At 60.9% G+C, this 17,453-nt stretch carries 16 protein-coding genes and 1 tRNA gene; 7 read left to right on the top strand and 10 right to left on the bottom strand.

Annotated elements, in window-relative coordinates; all coding sequences use genetic code 11:
- Positions 1-43: 43 nt before the first annotated feature.
- On the top strand, positions 44-1,741 hold the full coding sequence (locus tag QRN54_RS28145) for a fumarate hydratase (protein ID WP_007726313.1): 1,698 nt from the start codon (positions 44-46) through the stop codon (positions 1,739-1,741).
- Positions 1,742-1,801: 60 nt separating this feature from the next.
- Here the strand turns inward: QRN54_RS28145 and QRN54_RS28140 are convergent, their stop codons facing one another.
- From QRN54_RS28140 to QRN54_RS28110, 7 genes are all read right to left on the bottom strand, one after another.
- Positions 1,802-2,152, bottom strand: coding sequence for a hypothetical protein (locus QRN54_RS28140; RefSeq protein WP_020908500.1), 351 nt, complete (start codon positions 2,150-2,152; stop codon positions 1,802-1,804).
- A gap of 52 nt (positions 2,153-2,204) precedes the next feature.
- Entirely contained in the window at positions 2,205-2,768 is a 564-nt protein-coding gene (locus QRN54_RS28135) for a mismatch-specific DNA-glycosylase (RefSeq protein ID WP_063316827.1), read from the bottom strand.
- Positions 2,769-2,788: 20 nt separating this feature from the next.
- On the bottom strand, positions 2,789-4,117 hold the full coding sequence (locus QRN54_RS28130) for a WS/DGAT domain-containing protein (protein ID WP_285183538.1): 1,329 nt from the start codon (positions 4,115-4,117) through the stop codon (positions 2,789-2,791).
- 32 nt (positions 4,118-4,149) lie between these two features.
- Positions 4,150-4,626, bottom strand: a complete 477-nt coding sequence (locus QRN54_RS28125; protein ID WP_030536240.1) for an SRPBCC family protein — start codon at positions 4,624-4,626, stop codon at positions 4,150-4,152.
- A gap of 75 nt (positions 4,627-4,701) precedes the next feature.
- Entirely contained in the window at positions 4,702-5,067 is a 366-nt protein-coding gene (locus QRN54_RS28120; protein WP_234551734.1) for a VOC family protein, read from the bottom strand.
- The gene (locus QRN54_RS28115) at positions 5,064-5,450 is read right to left on the bottom strand and encodes a phage holin family protein (protein ID WP_003945275.1); all 387 of its coding nucleotides are present in this window, start codon (positions 5,448-5,450) and stop codon (positions 5,064-5,066) included. Before QRN54_RS28115 ends, QRN54_RS28120 begins: the two co-directional genes overlap by 4 nt.
- A gap of 40 nt (positions 5,451-5,490) precedes the next feature.
- Positions 5,491-6,456, bottom strand: coding sequence for an L-lactate dehydrogenase (locus QRN54_RS28110; protein WP_039972672.1), 966 nt, complete (start codon positions 6,454-6,456; stop codon positions 5,491-5,493).
- Positions 6,457-6,563: 107 nt separating this feature from the next.
- On the opposite strand from QRN54_RS28110, the gene QRN54_RS28105 reads away from it, so the two are divergent.
- Together QRN54_RS28105 and QRN54_RS28100 are read left to right on the top strand one after the other, a co-directional pair.
- Positions 6,564-7,406, top strand: coding sequence for a PE-PPE domain-containing protein (locus QRN54_RS28105; RefSeq protein WP_285183537.1), 843 nt, complete (start codon positions 6,564-6,566; stop codon positions 7,404-7,406).
- A 62-nt stretch (positions 7,407-7,468) separates the two neighbouring features.
- Positions 7,469-8,566: a glycerophosphodiester phosphodiesterase family protein gene (locus QRN54_RS28100; RefSeq protein WP_422662718.1), complete on the top strand. Its 1,098-nt coding sequence runs from the start codon at positions 7,469-7,471 to the stop codon at positions 8,564-8,566.
- Between the two features lie 296 nt (positions 8,567-8,862).
- On the opposite strand, the gene QRN54_RS28095 is transcribed toward QRN54_RS28100, so the two are convergent.
- Positions 8,863-8,938: transfer RNA gene (locus tag QRN54_RS28095), tRNA-His, on the bottom strand.
- Between the two features lie 188 nt (positions 8,939-9,126).
- On the opposite strand from QRN54_RS28095, the gene QRN54_RS28090 reads away from it, so the two are divergent.
- The 3 genes from QRN54_RS28090 to QRN54_RS28080 all read left to right on the top strand — a co-directional run bounded on the left by QRN54_RS28090 (position 9,127) and on the right by QRN54_RS28080 (position 13,435).
- On the top strand, positions 9,127-10,095 hold the full coding sequence (locus tag QRN54_RS28090) for a pseudouridine synthase (RefSeq protein WP_285183534.1): 969 nt from the start codon (positions 9,127-9,129) through the stop codon (positions 10,093-10,095).
- Positions 10,096-10,269: 174 nt separating this feature from the next.
- Complete coding sequence (locus tag QRN54_RS28085) at positions 10,270-11,412, top strand: hypothetical protein (protein ID WP_285183533.1); 1,143 nt, start codon at positions 10,270-10,272, stop codon at positions 11,410-11,412.
- 496 nt (positions 11,413-11,908) lie between these two features.
- Positions 11,909-13,435 (top strand): GTP pyrophosphokinase, encoded by a 1,527-nt coding sequence (locus tag QRN54_RS28080; RefSeq protein ID WP_285183532.1) that lies wholly within the window; start codon positions 11,909-11,911, stop codon positions 13,433-13,435.
- 594 nt (positions 13,436-14,029) lie between these two features.
- Here the strand turns inward: QRN54_RS28080 and ychF are convergent.
- Together ychF and QRN54_RS28070 are read right to left on the bottom strand one after the other, a co-directional pair.
- Complete coding sequence (ychF, locus tag QRN54_RS28075; protein WP_019744568.1) at positions 14,030-15,109, bottom strand: redox-regulated ATPase YchF; 1,080 nt, start codon at positions 15,107-15,109, stop codon at positions 14,030-14,032.
- Positions 15,110-15,179: 70 nt separating this feature from the next.
- Positions 15,180-15,683 (bottom strand): CD225/dispanin family protein, encoded by a 504-nt coding sequence (locus QRN54_RS28070; protein WP_285183531.1) that lies wholly within the window; start codon positions 15,681-15,683, stop codon positions 15,180-15,182.
- Positions 15,684-15,772: 89 nt separating this feature from the next.
- Between QRN54_RS28070 and QRN54_RS28065 the strand changes: the two genes are divergently transcribed.
- Positions 15,773-17,350: an FMN-binding glutamate synthase family protein gene (locus QRN54_RS28065; RefSeq protein ID WP_285183547.1), complete on the top strand. Its 1,578-nt coding sequence runs from the start codon at positions 15,773-15,775 to the stop codon at positions 17,348-17,350.
- The last annotated feature ends 103 nt before the right edge of the window (positions 17,351-17,453 follow it).

Below are 17,453 nucleotides of genomic sequence, written 5' to 3'. Positions count from 1 at the left end.
ACCTGAATGCGACCTTCGCACGCACCCTTGTTCAGGAGAGATGATGGCCGACTTCCTCTATGAGGACCTGTTGCCGATCGGTGATGACACCACCGAGTACCGATTGCTCACCACCGAAGGGGTGTCGACAGTCGAGGGACCGGACGGCCGCACCTTCCTGCAGGTCGAGCCGGAAGCGATGCGCTTGCTGACCGAAACGGCGCTGCACGACATCTCTCATTACCTGCGCACGGATCACCTGACGCAGCTCGCGAGCATCCTCGACGATCCCGAAGCGTCGAACAACGACAAGTTCGTCGCGCTCGACCTGCTCAAGAACGCCAATATCGCCGCTGCCGGCGTTCTGCCGATGTGCCAGGACACCGGAACCGCCATCGTCATGGGCAAGCGTGGACAGCACGTACTCACCCCCGGCGACGACGAGAAGTCCATTGCCCGCGGTGTCTACGACGCCTACACGCGTCTGAACCTGCGCTACTCGCAGAACGCCCCCATCACGATGTGGGACGAGAAGAACACCGGCAACAACTTGCCCGCGCAGATCGAGCTGTACGCCGATACTGCTGCCGGACATGAGAACTCGTACAAGTTCCTCTTCATGGCCAAGGGCGGCGGAAGCGCCAACAAGTCCTACCTGTACCAGGAAACCAAAGCGATCCTCAATCCCGACTCGATGATGCAGTTCCTCGAGGCGAAGATCCGCTCACTCGGCACCGCAGCCTGCCCGCCCTACCACCTTGCAATCGTCGTCGGCGGTACTTCGGCCGAGTTCGCGATGAAGACGGCGAAGTACGCGTCGGCGCACTATCTCGACGAATTGCCCACCGAAGGCGCCATCACGGGTCGCGGCTTCCGCGATCACGAGCTCGAGAAGAAGGTTTTCGAGCTGACGCAGAAGATCGGTATCGGAGCACAGTTCGGCGGCAAGTACTTCTGCCACGACGTCCGCGTCGTCCGACTCCCCCGCCACGGCGCTTCGTTGCCCGTCGCCATTGCGGTGTCCTGCTCGGCAGATCGACAGGCGAAGGCCAAGATCACCCCGGAGGGCGTGTTCCTGGAACAGCTCGAATTCAACCCGGGCCGTTTCCTGCCCGAGGTCACGGACGCTCAGCTCGACGAAGAGACGGATGGCATTTCGGGTACCGGCAAGGGCGCTGCGGTCAAGATCGATCTGACCAAGCCGATGTCGGAGATCCTCGCCGAGCTCTCCAAGCACCCGGTGAAGACTCGTCTCTCCTTGACCGGTCCGCTCGTCGTGGCACGCGACATCGCGCACGCCAAGATCAAGGAACGCCTCGACGCAGGCGAAGAGATGCCGCAGTACCTCAAGGATCACCCGGTGTACTACGCCGGCCCCGCCAAGACGCCCGACGGCATGGCGTCCGGTTCGTTCGGCCCGACCACGGCCGGCCGTATGGACTCGTACGTCGAGCAGTTCCAGGCCGCCGGTGGCTCGATGATCATGCTGGCCAAGGGAAACCGCTCCAAGCAGGTCACCGACGCCTGCAACTCGCACGGCGGTTTCTACCTCGGGTCGATCGGTGGACCGGCCGCTCGCCTGGCGCTCGACTGCATCAAGAAGGTCGACATCCTCGAGTACGCCGAACTGGGAATGGAAGCCGTCTGGAAGATCGACGTCGAGGACTTCCCCGCCTTCATCGTCGTCGACGACAAGGGCAACGACTTCTTTGCGCACACCGGTGAAGTGACCCTGACGATCGGTAAGCGTCCAGGCCTGTAGACACGTCAACAGCAAAGAGCCCCGGCGAGTTTCGATCGCCGGGGCTCTTTTGTGTCTTTGTCAGGTCCAGAGCGCGGCCACGAATACGGTCACGATCGACAAACCGCCGACGACGTGTACCAGATTCGGATTGGGCTGGCCCTTCTTCTGCTTCGCACGGGTGATCTCGGCAAGCGCCACGATGACCAGCGAAAGCACCAGCTTCACAGCAATTTTCGCGTGAATGTAGTTCTTGTCCAGGGCGCCTTCGCCCAACCCGACGATGATCAGGCCGGACACGAACTGCATCCTGGCACCCCACACCATTACCTCGGTGATCGAAGGAGCCTTGAGGACGGTGAAGTAGCTGCCGACCAGGGCAGCCATACCGAGTAGGTGAATCACTACAAAGATGTTGTATAGAACAGACATACAAGCACCTTAACTTGTACTTTGTTCTGGCCGAACGGAACTGCGACTTCTCTCAGAGAATTCCGGCTTCGGATGCGGCGGAACGATACTTCGCTGCCAATGTGTCCACCGTCTCGTGTGCGTTGAGGCCGCTGGGATTGGGCACGATCCAGAGTTTTGCCCCCTCGAAATCACGGTCCTGACGCCCGGCCTTCGCCTTCTTGTCACCGAAAGCTGTTCGATAGGCGGTGATCCCGGCGAAGGCAACGACTACTGGATTGGTTGCGCGCACGATGTTTCGGACCCGAACTCCGCCAGTTGCGAGTTCCTCCGACGTCAATTCATCCGCGCGCGCAGTTGCCCGCACCGCCAAATTGGTGATCCCCACTCCCCGATCGATCAGATGCTGTGTGTCAGCGTCCGACATACCCGCGGAAGGATCGATCGCATGCTTGATTATGCCTGCCCTCAGCAGTGCCGGGTAGAACCGATTACCCGGCCTGGCGAAATGCGCGCCTGTTGCGGCAGTCCACAGTCCCGGGTTGATACCGACGAACAACAGCCGACAATCCGGCCCGATCAGATCCTCGATCTCGGCGTCTCGGAACGATTCCAGTTCGGCACGCGTGAATCCCATGCTGCCAGTACATCAGGCCGTCACGACAGTGCTTCGCGCACCTCGTCGATCGCGTCATGCATCATCTGCTCGTACACGTCGATGTCCGGGATCGAGGCCGGACTGCTGGTGATGCTGATCGTCACAGTGTCCCCGATCCCGTGTACGCCGTGGGTCAACGACATGACCGGCGACAAACTCGGGAAGCCCGCTGTGAACCGAACGACGCCGCCTCCGAGCACCAGATCCGCGTCACCGCGCGCGACACTCGACACCACGGTGTTTCCAGTGACCTCGTCGGGTACTGCCGTGAAATCGTATTGCTGCACGCCCCAACGGACCAGCGGGCCGGGAACCGCGTTCAGCGCGAGATCCGACGCTGCGCTGGATGGATGGGACGCACGTGCGCGACGCTCGTCCATCGACTCCTTGATCAGTTGGGCTCGCTCACGAAGATCATCGACTTCCGGGAACAGCCCGACACCTGCATTGCGGAAGTGATTGCGCGCCGTGGGTGTACCTGCCTTGGCGATGGTCACCTCAGCTCCCAATTCGGGCGGTACCGAGCCGTCTCGCTCGGTGAGGTAGTTCGCCATCGCTACCGAGATGGCTGTCATCGCTCCGACTGTGACGGATACGCCGTCGCCACGGAAATCTGCGCTGTCCCGCACGACCATGCGCACCAGTCGGTGCGGTCCGGGAGGGATGTTCGAGCGCACCTTGGGACGGCTCGCCGCCTGCGGCGCAACAACTCCCGATTCGGTGTCCGCCTGGAGCTGTAACTGTGCTCGGTGCCCCGCCCGGCCGTCGCGGAACAGCGAAACGAGTTGACCCGGAAGGCGCAGGACGGCGCGGCCCAGAATCTCGGCTGTTCCGCTACGCCGCACTTCCGTCTTCTGCTTTGCGGGCGGTTGCGGCGAGAACAGCTGGCGAGCAATCGCCGACGCGCGTTTGCCGTCCGCCAGAGAATGAGCGACCTGCAGAACTGCGATCAGCGCCGGGCCACTGCAGCGCGGCACGCCGGTGACGCCGTGAAACAGGTGCAGCGTCCACGGGGACTCGCGCGGGTCGACGTGGTTCTCGAGTAGTTTCTCGATTCCGTGAATGCACGAGAGCCACGAGTTATCGGGCAGCTCATGCACTCTCACCAAGGAGGCGTCGACCGGCATGGGCTCCCACACCGGATAGTCGAGGTGCCACGGTGATTCACGAATCCGAACATTGAGATCCGGAATGAGCGACGCTCTTTCCACCACCGAGCGTCGTAGCTCGTCCATGTGCTGGCTCTGCCCGTCGAAACAGTAGAGCAGCAGCTGATCGTTCGGGATCTTCTCCGAAATCCAGAAGGTTTGGGCATCGGTGGGCGTCATCCGTAACACCGGGAGACGGTACCACCGGCTTGTCAGCTCTTTTCTGCAGCAGCTTTCAGCTGGGATAGGCCCTTCTCGAAATCCTTTCCGACAAGCTTGTCCATGCTGAAGATGAAACCGAAGATCTTGAAGAACAGATTCTTCTTTCCGGTCATCTTCCACGTCACCTGAACTTCACCGGAATTCGGCGAGATGAGAAACGTGGTGACGTTCTGCGCCTTGAACGGCTTGAGGAAGGCCAGGTCCAAAACTACTCGTTCATTCGGGACGGATTCGGTGATCACCATCGAACCGGAGCCCGCCTTCTTGTTTCCCGCCCAGGCGTACGAAGCCCCGACGCCCGCGTCAGGCCCCGCGTACGTACGCTGCATCGCCGGGTCGAGACCTTCCCACGGCGACCACTGAGTCCACTGATGGAAATCGTTGATCAACGCGAAGACGACCGGTGCTTCTGCTTTGACGATCTTCGTACGTTCTACCAGGAATTCGTTGGAATTCTGCGAAGCCATCGTCGATCTCCAATTCTCGGGCGTGACAAGTGTTCGGAATTATCCACGGTCGACGAGATCGGAGCGAGTCGACACTCAGTCCCGCAGGCACAGGCAGAAATAGTGACCGACCGGGTCGCGGTACACGCGGAAAGTCTGATGCTCCGGAATGTCGGTCACCCGCCGCGCTCCAAGGTTCGTCACCCAAGCCTCGGCGGGGTCGAGAGAATCCACGAACAGATCCAGATGGATCCCGACACCGGAGGTCGGCCAGTCCACCGGAACGAAATCCGGAGCGAGCTGAAACGCGAGCCGCTCCCCGCCGGGTCCTTCGATCACGTGCCAATCATCCTCGTCGCGAACACTTTTCCACTCGAGGACCTGGACGTAGAAGCTGGCCAATGCGGCCGGATCCGGGCAGTCCAGGACTGTGTAGTCCATACCGATGTTCGGGCGCGTCACTGTGCCTTCTTCTCCTGAACTTTCTTACGCACGAACAACAACGGAAGAACCAGCGTCGCAACGGCGGTTACCAGCCACACGACGACGGTTCCCAGAATCCACGTCGAGACACCGGAGATCGACAGATTGGAGAAGAGCGACGCCACCAACAGCGCGACAAATGTCGACACCAATCCGATTCCGCCGAGAAATGCCGGTGCATGGCGCTTTGCCACCGTGGCGATGAACGGCGCCAGGACCGACTGCGCAATCGCAAAGATCACGACCGCAACGATGAATCCGGATGTGGGCGCCGAGAAGCCCGAAAGAATCAACGACGCAACAAGAAGCCCGACAGCGGCAGAACCCAGGAAGATCGCGGCGCGAATCAGGAAGCTGATCATTCGTTGATCCTATATGTCGGATATCGAGGAGAACAGATATTCACAATCCCAGAGATTCCTGCACCTCTCGCAATGTCCGGGCAGAAGATCGGAGCCCCGAAGCCTCCTTTTCCGATAGCGGTACTTCGAGGACTCGGCCGGCACCAGCACGACCAACCATCGTGGGAAGGGACAGGCAAACGTGCTCGAGTCCGTGGACGCCGCTCTGCAAAGTCGATACCGGCAGAACCCGTTGTTCGTCCCGCAACACGACTTCCGCGATGAATGCGCTCGACAATCCGATGGCGAGGTTGGTCGCGCCCTTACCCTCGATGATCTCGTAAGCACTCTCGACTACAGACTTCGCTACTTTCGCGCGTAGGTCGGGGCCGAGGACGCCACCCGACGGTCCCACGAACGAGGTTGCCGGCACTCCGCCGATGGTTGCGCTCGACCAGAGCGGAATCTCGGAATCCCCGTGCTCGCCCACGATGAAGGCATGAACGTTCTCCACCGCGACTCCGAGTTCGGTAGCCAGCAGGAATCGCAATCGGGCCGTGTCCAGCACGGTCCCAGATCCGAAAATTCGGCCGCGGTACGACGGTCCCGCGGCCTGGATCGCTGCGTAGGTCGCCACGTCGACCGGGTTGGTGACGAAGAGAAGGACCGCGTCCGGTGACACCGCCAACAGTTGTTCGGTCAGTGTCTGCGCGATCTTGACGTTCACCGCGGCAAGTTCGAGCCGCGACTGACCGGGATGCTGTTTGGCGCCCGCGGTGACGACGACCAAGTCGGATCCCGCGGTGACCGAGATGTCATCGCCTCCGTCGACAGTGCACGGCGGTGTGAACTGGGTGCCGTGGTTGAGATCGAGAACTTCGGCCCGGACCTTTGCGCTGTTGGTGTCGTAGAGGGCGAGCGCGTCGGCCGATCCGCGTATCAGGCACGCATACGCAATTGCGGTGCCGACGCTTCCCGCACCGACAACGGACACTTTTCGTCTGGATGAACGATTCGGCGTCGTCATGGGTAAATGGTGCTCGCTTGATAACGATTTCGCAGTACAACGGATTGCCAGTCTCTTCTCAGGGTTTGGATGCAGACCTCTCAGAATCGACGTGGATGATCGCTGACATGGCTGAGGTAACCGTTCTTGCAGTTGGCGGCACCGGCGAATCCCACGTCGGCGACCACGGCGCCCGCGTGCTCGGACTCCTCAGCGCCGTCACCGACGAACTCGACAGTCGATTCGATTCTCGCTGGGTCGCTTATCCTGCGTCGTACGGTCCGGTCGCCGACGGCGGCCTGAGCTTTCGGCACAGCACCGCGATGGGTGTGAAGGCCCTCACCGCCGAAATCGCACAGACAGACGGCCCGGTCATGCTGATCGGTTACTCACAGGGATGCACCGTGATCCGCTCAGCTCTTCCGACGCTGAACCGCGCCAACATCATCGGAGTCGGACTGATCTCCGATCCTCAACAACCGGCAGGCGTGATCGAAGGTTGTGAGGGACACGGAGTTGCCGGCGACGGACCCGATATCCAGCCGTGGATTCCGGTCAAGTGGATCGGGCACCCGCAGGACATGATCTGTAATGCCAGCGACGACAGCTACATTCGCGACATCGCAGACTTGACGCGCTGGATGTCCTTCTCGCAGGCACGCGTGTGGGCAGGAAAGGTTTGGGAACTACTTCGTAGCAATGCTTTCCAGAATGCGCAGAAGACTCGTTTCAGTCCCAAACAGTGGCGTACCGATCTACGACGCATTCGCACCGCGTTCCTCGAAGTACTTGGTTATCTGCCGACGAAGTTGAACCTGAACCGATTTCAGCTCAAGAACCCTCGCGGCGGTAGACACATCAGCTACGCGATCGAACCTCTCGACGAGAGCGGACTGACCGGGTGTGAGCTTCTGGCGTCGTGGATGAAGGTCCACGCGAGCGGCGTCGGGCAGCGCATTCACGCGGCCTGACCTTTACCGTTAGTTTACCTAACGAACCCCGGCGAGCCATTCGACGCCTCTACGTTCCTTTCATGCAACTGAGCAGAATATTGTCGTGTGCCGCCGTGACCGTCGCACTCCCCCTCACCGCCCTGGCGGCCCCGGCCGGCGCATCGCCAACCGGCAGTCTCGACTGGTCCGGTTCGTTCGGTAGTTCAGCACCCCAGCCGGTTTCGACGTTCGACGTCCAAGCCCACCGCGGCGGGCTCGGCCTGTACACGGAAAGCAGCCTGGCCGCGTTCGCGAATGCCCTCGAAATGGGCGTCAGCACACTGGAACTCGATACCCAGATCACCGAGGACGGGATCGCTGTCGTCACGCACGATCGTAAGATCTCGAACAAGAAATGCCTCGACACCGAGCCCGCAACTGCGGGTGACCCGGAGTTCCCGTACGTCGGCAAATTCGTCAACACGCTGAGCCTGCAGCAGATCAAGACCATGGACTGCGGCACTCTCCCCCTTGCCGGATACCCTGAACAGCAGAATGTTCCGGGAGCGAAAATGCAGACGCTCGAAGAAGTGCTTGCCCTGGTGAAGTCGTACAACGCACCCGGAATCAAGCTCAACATCGAGACCAAGGTGGAAGCGGGAGCGCCTCACGAGACCGCCCCGCGTGAGCAGTTCGTCTCTGTAGTCCTCGATACGATCCGGGCAGCCGGATTGTTGGACAGCGTCACCATTCAGAGCTTCGACTGGGGCTCGCTCATGCTCACCCGTCAACTCGCGCCGAGTGTCCCCGTCGTTGCGCTCACAAACGGCGACTTTCTCCAGGTAGGCAAGGACGGAGCGTCACCGTGGCTCGGCGGTCTGGACATCGATGATTTCGGTGGCGACGGCATCGCGGCGGTAGCAACCTTTGGTGCCTCCGCCTACTCCCCCGTCCAAGGAACTCCGCAGGGCGGAAAGGTCGGGGATCCCGGTTTCACCCTCTATCCGACAGCCGACATGATCGCGAGCGCACATGCGCGTGGCATGAAGGTCATCCCGTGGACCGTCGATGATCCCGCCACCATGCACGCCCTGATCGACCTCGGTGTCGACGGAATCATCACCGACTACCCCGATCGTCTCCGCGCCGTCCTGTCCGAGCGAGGCATGCCACTACCTGCACCTGCGGTCAAGAAGTAGCCTCCACCGCGCACCGAAGCAGGTACCTGAACAGGTACTACGGCCGATGTCCCCGGGGTCCCGTCGGCCGCATCCTGGACAGGTACTTGCTCGGGTGATCGGAGGTGAATTCTGATGATGTCTTTGAAGGATCAGTTGGACAACTGCGAATACCTACTTGCCGACGCGGAAATGGCAGGCGACTGGAATGCTGTCCGGCGATTCAGGGAATACAGGCTCAGGCTCGTTCGACAACTGTGCAGGCAAAGGGCCGCCGGCCTCTGCGCCTAGAAGCCCGACCTCAGCCGTATCTGAGCTGGTCCCTCTGGGCGGTTACGATCCGCCGTCGCCCGAGTCACAGTCGGGTGCTCTCACCAATTGAGCTACAGAAGGTATGGCCCGCAGCGCTTTTCGACTGCGATCATTCTCTGCCGAACCATACGGGCCCGCATCTCGTCCGCGCTACTGATTTTCGACTCGACGATCTACACCGACCACCGCTGTGAGTTCGGTTTCCGCGTCCCCGCGGGGACGTCCCCGTCGAGGCCACACCGAATCACCGCTGACCAGCAGTCGATGGAATGATGACCTGCGTGTCCATGTCCCCACCGCTGCCCGTCAAGAACGGGGTTGGCCCGACGCGGCTACGCATCCCCCTGTCGGGGCCGTGGGCGACGATCGCTGAGTACGTCGTGGCCAAGTTCGACCATCTGGACGCCGAAAACCTGTTTCGGCGGTTCGACGACGGCGAGTTCGTGGGAATCGACGGCACCTCGATCCGCCGGAGCACAGAACTCGGCGCGCACCGGTTCGTCTGGTACTACCGCGAGTTACCGGCAGAGGATCCGGTGCCGTTCCACGAGCAGATCCTGCACGTCGACGACGATCTCGTCGTGATCGACAAACCACATTTTCTCCCCACCACCCCCAGCGGCCGCTACCTGCGCGAGTCGGCGCTCGTCCGACTGCGGGTCCGCCTCGACAACCCAGATCTGACCCCGATCCATCGACTCGACCGCGGCACCGCAGGGGTGGTGATGTTCTCGGCTCGCCCCGCGACGCGCGGCGCGTACCAGTCGTTGTTCGAGAAGCGTCAGGTCACGAAGGTCTACGAGGCGGTGTCGGCGCGACCGACCCGGCGGGGCCGGGATGCACCAGCGCTCGACGTCCCTCTCGTTTACCGCAACCACATCGAAGCTCGACGCGGCGAGTTGCGGGTCGTCGTCGACGACAGCCGTGAACCCAACTCCGAGACCATGATCGAGGCGCGAGGGACGGGCGTGAGTGCCTCCGGACGTGCTGTGCTGCACACGGTTCTACGTCCGCAGTCCGGACGGATGCACCAGTTGCGGGTGCACCTGGCAGCTCTCGGCGCCGGGATCCTGGGCGACCGGCGATACCCCGACCTGCTTCCCGACGCCCCGGACGATCATTCTCTCCCACTCCAATTGCTCGCGCGGGAACTCGAATTCACCGACCCGTTGACTGGGAGAGCGCGGCGGTTTGTCACTCGTCGGGCGCTCAGTGAGACGCCCGTGTCTGACTGGTGAGCGCCCGACTCACGTCTGTGCGCTCAAGCCCTGGTGTCAAACAGGTTATCGCCAGTCGCGGGGCATGATTGCCCATCGATTCGGTTCGCGGTCGGGACGGTAACGGCTTGCCTGTGGATCGCTCAATGGTGACCGGTTCGAACAGGACGGCCACAGCGTGCATAAGATCTCGGAATGACTGGCACAACGCATGATTGGCTACCTGACCGTCACCTGGGCGTCTCTGCAACCTTGTCGCATGCGGACGAACTGATCGGCGAGATCAGCGATCTGCTCTTCCTTTACCAGACCCAAGAGGGTGGCATCGTCGGCCTACGAGAGGAGCAGGATGGCTCGGTCAGTAAGACGGTGGTGGACCGAGTGGCCCCCATGCCTCGAAAGATCCCGCTGCTGGTGGCCGATGCCCTCGTGGCGCTGCGCGCCGCCATCGAGCACACCATCTTCGCCGAGGTTGAGCAGGTGGACGGACCACTCAACGAGAAAGCAGCCAAGCTCGTCGAGATGCCAGCCTCGGAGACGTACGACGCCTTCGAGGAATGGAAGAAGAAGCGGCGCAGGAACGGTCCGGCATCGCTGCAGGCCGGAAGCGAGCTCGTCCGACGCATCGACGGTCTGCAGCCGTTCCATCGACAGAAGAACCCGCAGATGCACCCGCTGGCCCGGCTCGTGAGCCACACGAATCACGCGAAGCACAGGACACCGGCAGTCACGGCGGTCCGAATTGCCGCCTTGTACGAGGACGACCGGAGGCCGAAATCGATCGGCGAACTGCCGCAGCGCCAGGAGGCGCCGGTGCGCGCCGGTGACGTCCTCTGCGTAACGCCGTTGGGCGCGTGGGTGCCGGTCACTCTCTTTCCGACCGTCGGCATTAATCGACCGGGAACCGACGAATGGCCTATTCTGCTGAACGAGTTGGATGAGATCGCCACCTGGGTCCGCACCCAGGCGGTGCCACGCCTCATCACCGGAGCGGACCCTCCGACACCGACGCTTCCGACTCGCTATGCGATTTCAGTCGAACACGAGGACGAACGTCGCGCGATTGCGACCGGGTCGACCACTTCGGCTGCCACTCGCCACGCGCAGCGACTGGGGGCTGCGTCGTCACGAATCGACTTGATCGAGTTGCTCGGCTCGATGGACTGCTCCCTGGACTCCGCGCAGATAGAAGCGTGGCTGGCCCAGATACCCGATCATGAGGTGATCGAGAGGGTGTCACGTCTCCAGGCGACTGACGGCAAGGACCACGCCACGATGCAGCGCAACCTAAGGGTCCTAGAGCAACTGCGCACCGAGGCTGTGGGATTCACTGGGTGACGCAAGGAGAGGAGCGCAGCGACGTCGACCGTGCGCTCATGATGTCACTCGATTGGGACCCAGAGTCGACCGCACGCCGCGGAGCAGGCCAGGACGAGCTTGGCGTGGCCAGGTCGACGTCAGAATTAACCACAACACGGGGAAAATAGGCAGCGTGCCAGATCTCGACGTGGCGCCGCCGGCCCGAGCACCTCGGGCATGACAAAAACCAAGCCCAGCCTGACTTCCGGCGGAATTCGGGTTGATAACGTCGGGGCATCATGGACCTCGCTCGGGTGCATCAATGTCTGAAGTAAACAAACAAACTCCAGAAAACTCAGCGTATATCAACGCCTTCGAAAACTCCGGTGCGATTCGCTGACTAGTATCATTTCGGATTGCACGAAGATGATGCGATCGTCACTCCACTGAGCGCCTACCAATTGTTCAGGATGCACTATCTTTGGGTTAGAAGGGCAGCAGAATCAGTGCCTGACAACGACGAATCGAGGGCTACGTGTTTGAGCTGAGATACGAGGAGTACTTGGATTGGCACACGTCTGCACACAAGGGCTTCCTTTCGCCAGCGTTGACCACAGCGCTCCGGCTTGTCGAGGAACTGCTTGACCATCGTATCGACTCAGTAGACCGCGGACGCTTTCGCATCTCCACAAGTCGAGTCAAGTCAGCGCAACGATCTTTCGCCAAGCTAAATCGCGAGAAGTATGTCAGTCAAATTAATGCACTGGATGACGTGCCCGAAACGATTGATGATTTGGTGGGCCTGCGACTGATCTGCAACAACCTTTCGGACATAAACACTTTTCAAGAGATCATCGGTGAACTCCCGATCGAGAGTTCGACGACATCTCAATCTCTCGCCGTCGAGCATGATTCGCATCGAGACTACTTCGCCAGTCCGAAACCTTCGGGATACCGTGCCTACCATGTAAATCTTGTTGTACCCGTCCCACAAATGAAGGGAAACAGGCGTGTTCGGGTCGAGGTTCAAGCACGAACCTTACTCCAAGATGGTTGGGGTGAACTAACTCACGAGGACACCTATAAGCCTGGTTCCACTGTGCCGGAGTGGATTGTTGGAATGTCACTGCGTATGGCGGAACTGTTGGCTGCCGTAGATAACATCGCGCAGGATCTCCGCACCGGCCTCGACGTCGAGGCGCAACGATCGGTCCGCGAAGTTGATTCTCCGCCAATCGAAGCAGCGGTCGCTTTCGTCGCGAATGGGGACGAGGCGGCAGTCATACCTACCGAGTGTGAAGACGTATCCAGATCGACATTGAATGACGGGACTGCCGGCGTTCCGAAACGCGATCGAGACGCGGAGATTAAAGCAGCGCTCATCAGTGAGACGGCGACTGCGGTTCGCAACCTGAGAAAGCCCGTAGCACTGGCTGTCCTTTCGCAGCAACTGACGCTGGTATTTGGAACCGAGATCACCCAGGTATGGGCGAACTTCGGAGGATTCAAACACTTCCTAGAATCTGTAGCCCCCGAGGCTGAGTTGTCTGGGCCAGCCCCCGGCTATATACATCCTCCGAACACTCCGATCCCCGACGGATGGACGACAGAGGACACTGGTACCGGAGTCGTACCAGGTATAGCGCGAGAGCTCCGAACTTATGACAAGGCGCTCCCCCTCATTGGTCCCGAGAGGCTCGATCAGGTGATATTGGCTGTTGCGAACGTGTTGCAAACCCTCAAGCCGAGCCACGCCCCCGCGAGCAACCTCTCAGTGTCGGAAATCGACACATTAGCTCGCCAAGCACGTTCTGATGCCGAAAAGCGCAGTCAGTTGGTGGTCCGCCCGCACGCAAGATACGTGCTACAGGTAGCGAACCGAGCCGGACGGATTCTGCCAACAACTAGCGCGGATGACCTCCGCAAGATCCTGCTAGATCGAATTCTCAAGATGGGTGAGTTTAACGACCTGATCAGCAAATCTTCTAACACTGAGCAGGAAGTCCGGGAGTGGCTTGGCTTAGAGCCTGCACCGACGCCCAATCAGGAGAGAGACTCCTGACAGGAATGCGGACAACACTGGCCAATCGATCAACTCTCCCGGACGATCCTCGCGCATCGGGAGCATCAGCCTGCGCAATTGCGAAGCGTATCAGTGTCAGCAGATACGAAATTGTTTCCGGCACTTACGCGCGTGACCAAAGGCGTCGAACATTCGAGAGCCAGCTTCCGAATCGGGACGGGTCGATCCGCTGCGTGGCGACTCACTGTTTCGCGCTTCGGATCCAGGACTTGCTTGAGTTTCACCCCATTTTGGTCGACGCCTCGCAACAAATCGAGCAGCGAGCGCTGGAGTGCCAAATGCGTCGCGCACTAACCAAACAGCCCAGCACCCCATCGAGACCGAAATGGAACCGCCTTGGGCAGCACCTCGAAGATTAATGTTAAGTTACTCTATCGCTTCATTGAGGCCGCGCTGCGATACCGCCACGTCATCGGCGCAGTTTGCTTCTCGCTCGTATGCGGGACCTCGGATAAGCTGAGCCGGGGGTCCACGTGATCAGGGGTTAAATCAAACCTTTCAATCCTCTGACAAAAAATGCTGCCCTCCCATTTTTAGGAAAGGCAGCATTTTCACCTGAGACAGGTGATGGATCTATACATTGAACCTGAACTCCACCACATCGCCGTCAGCCATGACGTATTCCTTGCCCTCCATGCGGACCTTGCCTGCAGCCTTGGCTGCGGCCATGGAACCCGCCTCGACGAGGTCGTCGAAGGACACGATTTCAGCCTTGATGAAGCCGCGCTCGAAGTCGGTGTGAATGACGCCGGCAGCCTGGGGCGCGGTGTCACCCTTGTGGATGGTCCAGGCGCGAGCTTCCTTCGGACCAGCCGTCAGGTAGGTCTGCAGTCCGAGGGTGTGGAAGCCGGTGCGCGCGAGAGCGTGCAGGCCCGGCTCGGTCTGACCGATCGAGTCGAGCATTTCCTGGCGGTCTTCCTCGTCGAGCTCGAGGAGTTCCTGCTCGACCTTCGCGTCGAGGAACACAGCGTCGGCCGGTGCGACGGATGCGCGCAATTCCGCAACCTTCGCTGCGTCGGTGAGCACAGACTCGTCGGCGTTGAAGACGTACAGGAAGGGCTTGGTGGTGAGCAGGCTCAGCTCACGCAGCAACGAGAAATCGAGCTTGTCCTTGACGCTGAAGAGCGTCGTGCCCTCGTTGAGGAAGGCCTGAGCCTTGAGCGCCTCGTCGTGGGCCGGCTTGAGCTCCTTGTTCTTGCGAGCTTCCTTGTCCAGACGCGGGAGAGCCTTCTCCAAGGTCTGCATGTCGGCGATCACGAGCTCGGTCTCGATGACCTCGATGTCCGAGGCCGGGTCGACCTTGCCGTCGACGTGGATGACGTCGTCGTCGGCGAAGACGCGAACTACCTGGCAGATGGCGTCCGCTTCACGGATGTTGGCCAGGAACTTGTTACCCAGGCCTGCGCCCTCGGACGCTCCCTTGACGATGCCGGCAATGTCGACGAACGACACGGTCGCGGGGAGGATGCGCTCGGAGCCGAAGATCTCGGCGAGCTTCTGCAGCCGCGGATCGGGCAGCTCGACCAGACCGACGTTGGGTTCGATGGTCGCGAACGGGTAGTTCGCTGCCAACACGTCGTTGTTGGTCAGTGCATTGAAAAGGGTGGACTTGCCGACGTTGGGCAGTCCGACGATTCCGAGGGTAAGGCTCACGGTCTGTGGATTCTACGGCCTCGCGGCGACGTGACGGGTACTCGCCCCACCGTCACGTCGCGGCAGGTGATCAGTTGTAGGTATACGAGTCCACGGACGACACGATCGCAACCAGGAAGATCACGTAGAACGCGATGAACAGCACCCAGCAGATGACGGCTATCAGGAGCGAGATCTGCCCGAGCTTCTTCACCCGCTCGGACGCGTACTGCGCGCCCTGGTGATCGCCCATCGCCCACTTCGGGTAGATGTCGTGGAGATGGTTGAACGCGGCGAACGCGATAGGCCAGAAGAAGATGATCGACGCGACGGCCCATCCCGCGTTGGACTTCGGCGGACCGTACTGAGGCACCGCGTACGTGGGAGCAGCGCTGTACTGCTGGGCTGCGCTGTACTGCTGACCGGTCGGATACTGCTGTCCGGCTGAGTACTGCGGGTCGGTCGGGTACTGCTGGCCCGTCGGATATTCCTGGCCTGCTGAATATTGCTGACCGGCTGAATACTGCTGGCCCGCCGGATACTGCTGCTCCTTCGGATCCTGCGGGTCGGTCGGATATTGCGGTTCGGTCATCATTCCCCCAAAGAGTCGGATTCGGTTCTCTATCGCAGAACCTAGTGGAGACTTACCGCTGCCGTGTCACAGTGAGCGCCTACGCTCTCGAGGTGACTCGGATGCTGATCGTGCTCTTGATATGGATAGTGGGTCTCGGCACCGCCGCGCTCGCAATTGTCGCCTCGCCCGGATGGTGGGTGATCGCTGTCGTCACACTCGCGCTGGCGGCCATGGGCACCTACGACCTCACTCAGAAGTCCCACAGCATCCTCCGTAACTATCCGGTCCTGGGGCACGCGCGATTCCTCCTCGAGAAGATTCGACCGGAGATCCAGCAGTACTTCGTCGAATCATCCACCGATGGAATGCCATTCGATCGCGAAACGCGAGATCTGGTTTACGAGCGGGCAAAGGGAACACTGGCGGAAGAGCCCTTCGGGACCGAGCGCGACGTCAATGCGATCGGCTACGAGTTCATGACGCATTCGATTCGCGCACGGACCGCCCCCGACACCGTTCCCCGAGTTCGCCTCGGCGGACGCGATTGCACGAAGCCGTACGACATCGCTCTCCTGAACGTCTCCGCGATGAGCTTCGGGTCGTTGTCCGCCAACGCAATCGAAGCCCTCAACGCCGGCGCCGCCAAAGGCAGCTTCGCCCACGACACCGGCGAAGGCGCGATCAGTCCGTATCACCGCAAACACGGCGGCGATCTGATCTGGGAAATCGCCTCGGGATACTTCGGATGCCGAACCGAGGACGGCCGATTCGATCCTGACCGTTTTGCCGAGCGTGCCGGACTCGATCAGGTGAAGGCCATTTCGATCAAGCTCTCGCAAGGTGCGAAACCCGGGTTGGGTGGCGTGCTTCCCGGAGTCAAGGTCTCCCCCGAAATCGCCGAAACCCGCGGGGTACCCGTCGGCCAGACCGTGATTTCGCCACCCGCGCACACCGCGTTCAGCACCCCGGTCGAACTGGTCGATTTCATCGCGACCCTGCGAAAACTGTCGGGAGGCAAGCCGGTCGGGATGAAACTGTGTGTCGGCTCGCGTCGTGAATTCCTCGGAATCTGCAAGGCGATGATCGAACGCGGTATCACGCCCGACTTCATCATCGTGGACGGTTCCGAAGGCGGCACCGGCGCAGGTCCGGTGGAGTTCGAGGACCACATGGGCATGCCGTTGACCGAGGGCCTGATGCTGGTGCACAACGCTCTGGTGGGAACTGGTTTGCGCCCTCTCGTGAAAGTCGGCGCTTCCGGAAAGGTGGCGAGCGGTTCCGACATCGTCAAACGCATCATCCAGGGCGCAGACTTCACGATGGCGGCCCGCGCAATGATGTTCGCAGTGGGCTGTATTCAGGCCCAGATGTGCCACACCAACCGCTGCCCGGTCGGCGTTGCCACTCAGGATCCGGCACGCACCCGCGCACTCGACATCCCCGACAAGAGCGAGCGCGTCTACCGATTCCAGAAGGCAACCGTCGCCAGCGCGCAACAGATGATCGCGTCGATGGGCATCGATTCCTTCGACCAACTGCAACCGGGAATGCTCAACCGCCGCGTCGACGGTCTCACCACTCGCACCTATGCCGACCTGTTCGACTGGCTGATGCCGGGCGAACTGCTCGACTCCCCGCCGCAGAGCTGGCTCACCGATTGGATCGACGCCGACGCTCACCGATTCTGACGTCGGTCGACTCCCGCGTTTCAGATCGCGCGGATTCACCCTTCTGGTCCTACAGTGACAGATGGCCCGCTGTGACGGCGGCCACACGTGCACTAGTGGACGG

The sequence above is a fragment of the Rhodococcus sp. MEB032 genome, assembly GCF_030208925.1.
GTDB classification, from domain to species: domain Bacteria; phylum Actinomycetota; class Actinomycetes; order Mycobacteriales; family Mycobacteriaceae; genus Rhodococcus_F; species Rhodococcus_F qingshengii.
Note: the sequence above shows the minus strand (reverse complement) of the source record. Positions and strands in the feature narration are given on the sequence as shown.

Coding starts and splice junctions, on each gene's coding strand:
- QRN54_RS28145 (WP_007726313.1), top strand. CDS start 44: ATGGCCGACTTCCTCTATGAGGACCTGTTGCCGATCGGTGATGACACC.
- QRN54_RS28140 (WP_020908500.1), bottom strand. CDS start 2,152: ATGTCTGTTCTATACAACATCTTTGTAGTGATTCACCTACTCGGTATG.
- QRN54_RS28135 (WP_063316827.1), bottom strand. CDS start 2,768: ATGGGATTCACGCGTGCCGAACTGGAATCGTTCCGAGACGCCGAGATC.
- QRN54_RS28130 (WP_285183538.1), bottom strand. CDS start 4,117: ATGACGCCCACCGATGCCCAAACCTTCTGGATTTCGGAGAAGATCCCG.
- QRN54_RS28125 (WP_030536240.1), bottom strand. CDS start 4,626: ATGGCTTCGCAGAATTCCAACGAATTCCTGGTAGAACGTACGAAGATC.
- QRN54_RS28115 (WP_003945275.1), bottom strand. CDS start 5,450: ATGATCAGCTTCCTGATTCGCGCCGCGATCTTCCTGGGTTCTGCCGCT.
- QRN54_RS28110 (WP_039972672.1), bottom strand. CDS start 6,456: ATGACGACGCCGAATCGTTCATCCAGACGAAAAGTGTCCGTTGTCGGT.
- QRN54_RS28105 (WP_285183537.1), top strand. CDS start 6,564: ATGGCTGAGGTAACCGTTCTTGCAGTTGGCGGCACCGGCGAATCCCAC.
- QRN54_RS28100 (WP_422662718.1), top strand. CDS start 7,469: ATGCAACTGAGCAGAATATTGTCGTGTGCCGCCGTGACCGTCGCACTC.
- QRN54_RS28090 (WP_285183534.1), top strand. CDS start 9,127: ATGATGACCTGCGTGTCCATGTCCCCACCGCTGCCCGTCAAGAACGGG.
- QRN54_RS28085 (WP_285183533.1), top strand. CDS start 10,270: ATGACTGGCACAACGCATGATTGGCTACCTGACCGTCACCTGGGCGTC.
- QRN54_RS28070 (WP_285183531.1), bottom strand. CDS start 15,683: ATGATGACCGAACCGCAATATCCGACCGACCCGCAGGATCCGAAGGAG.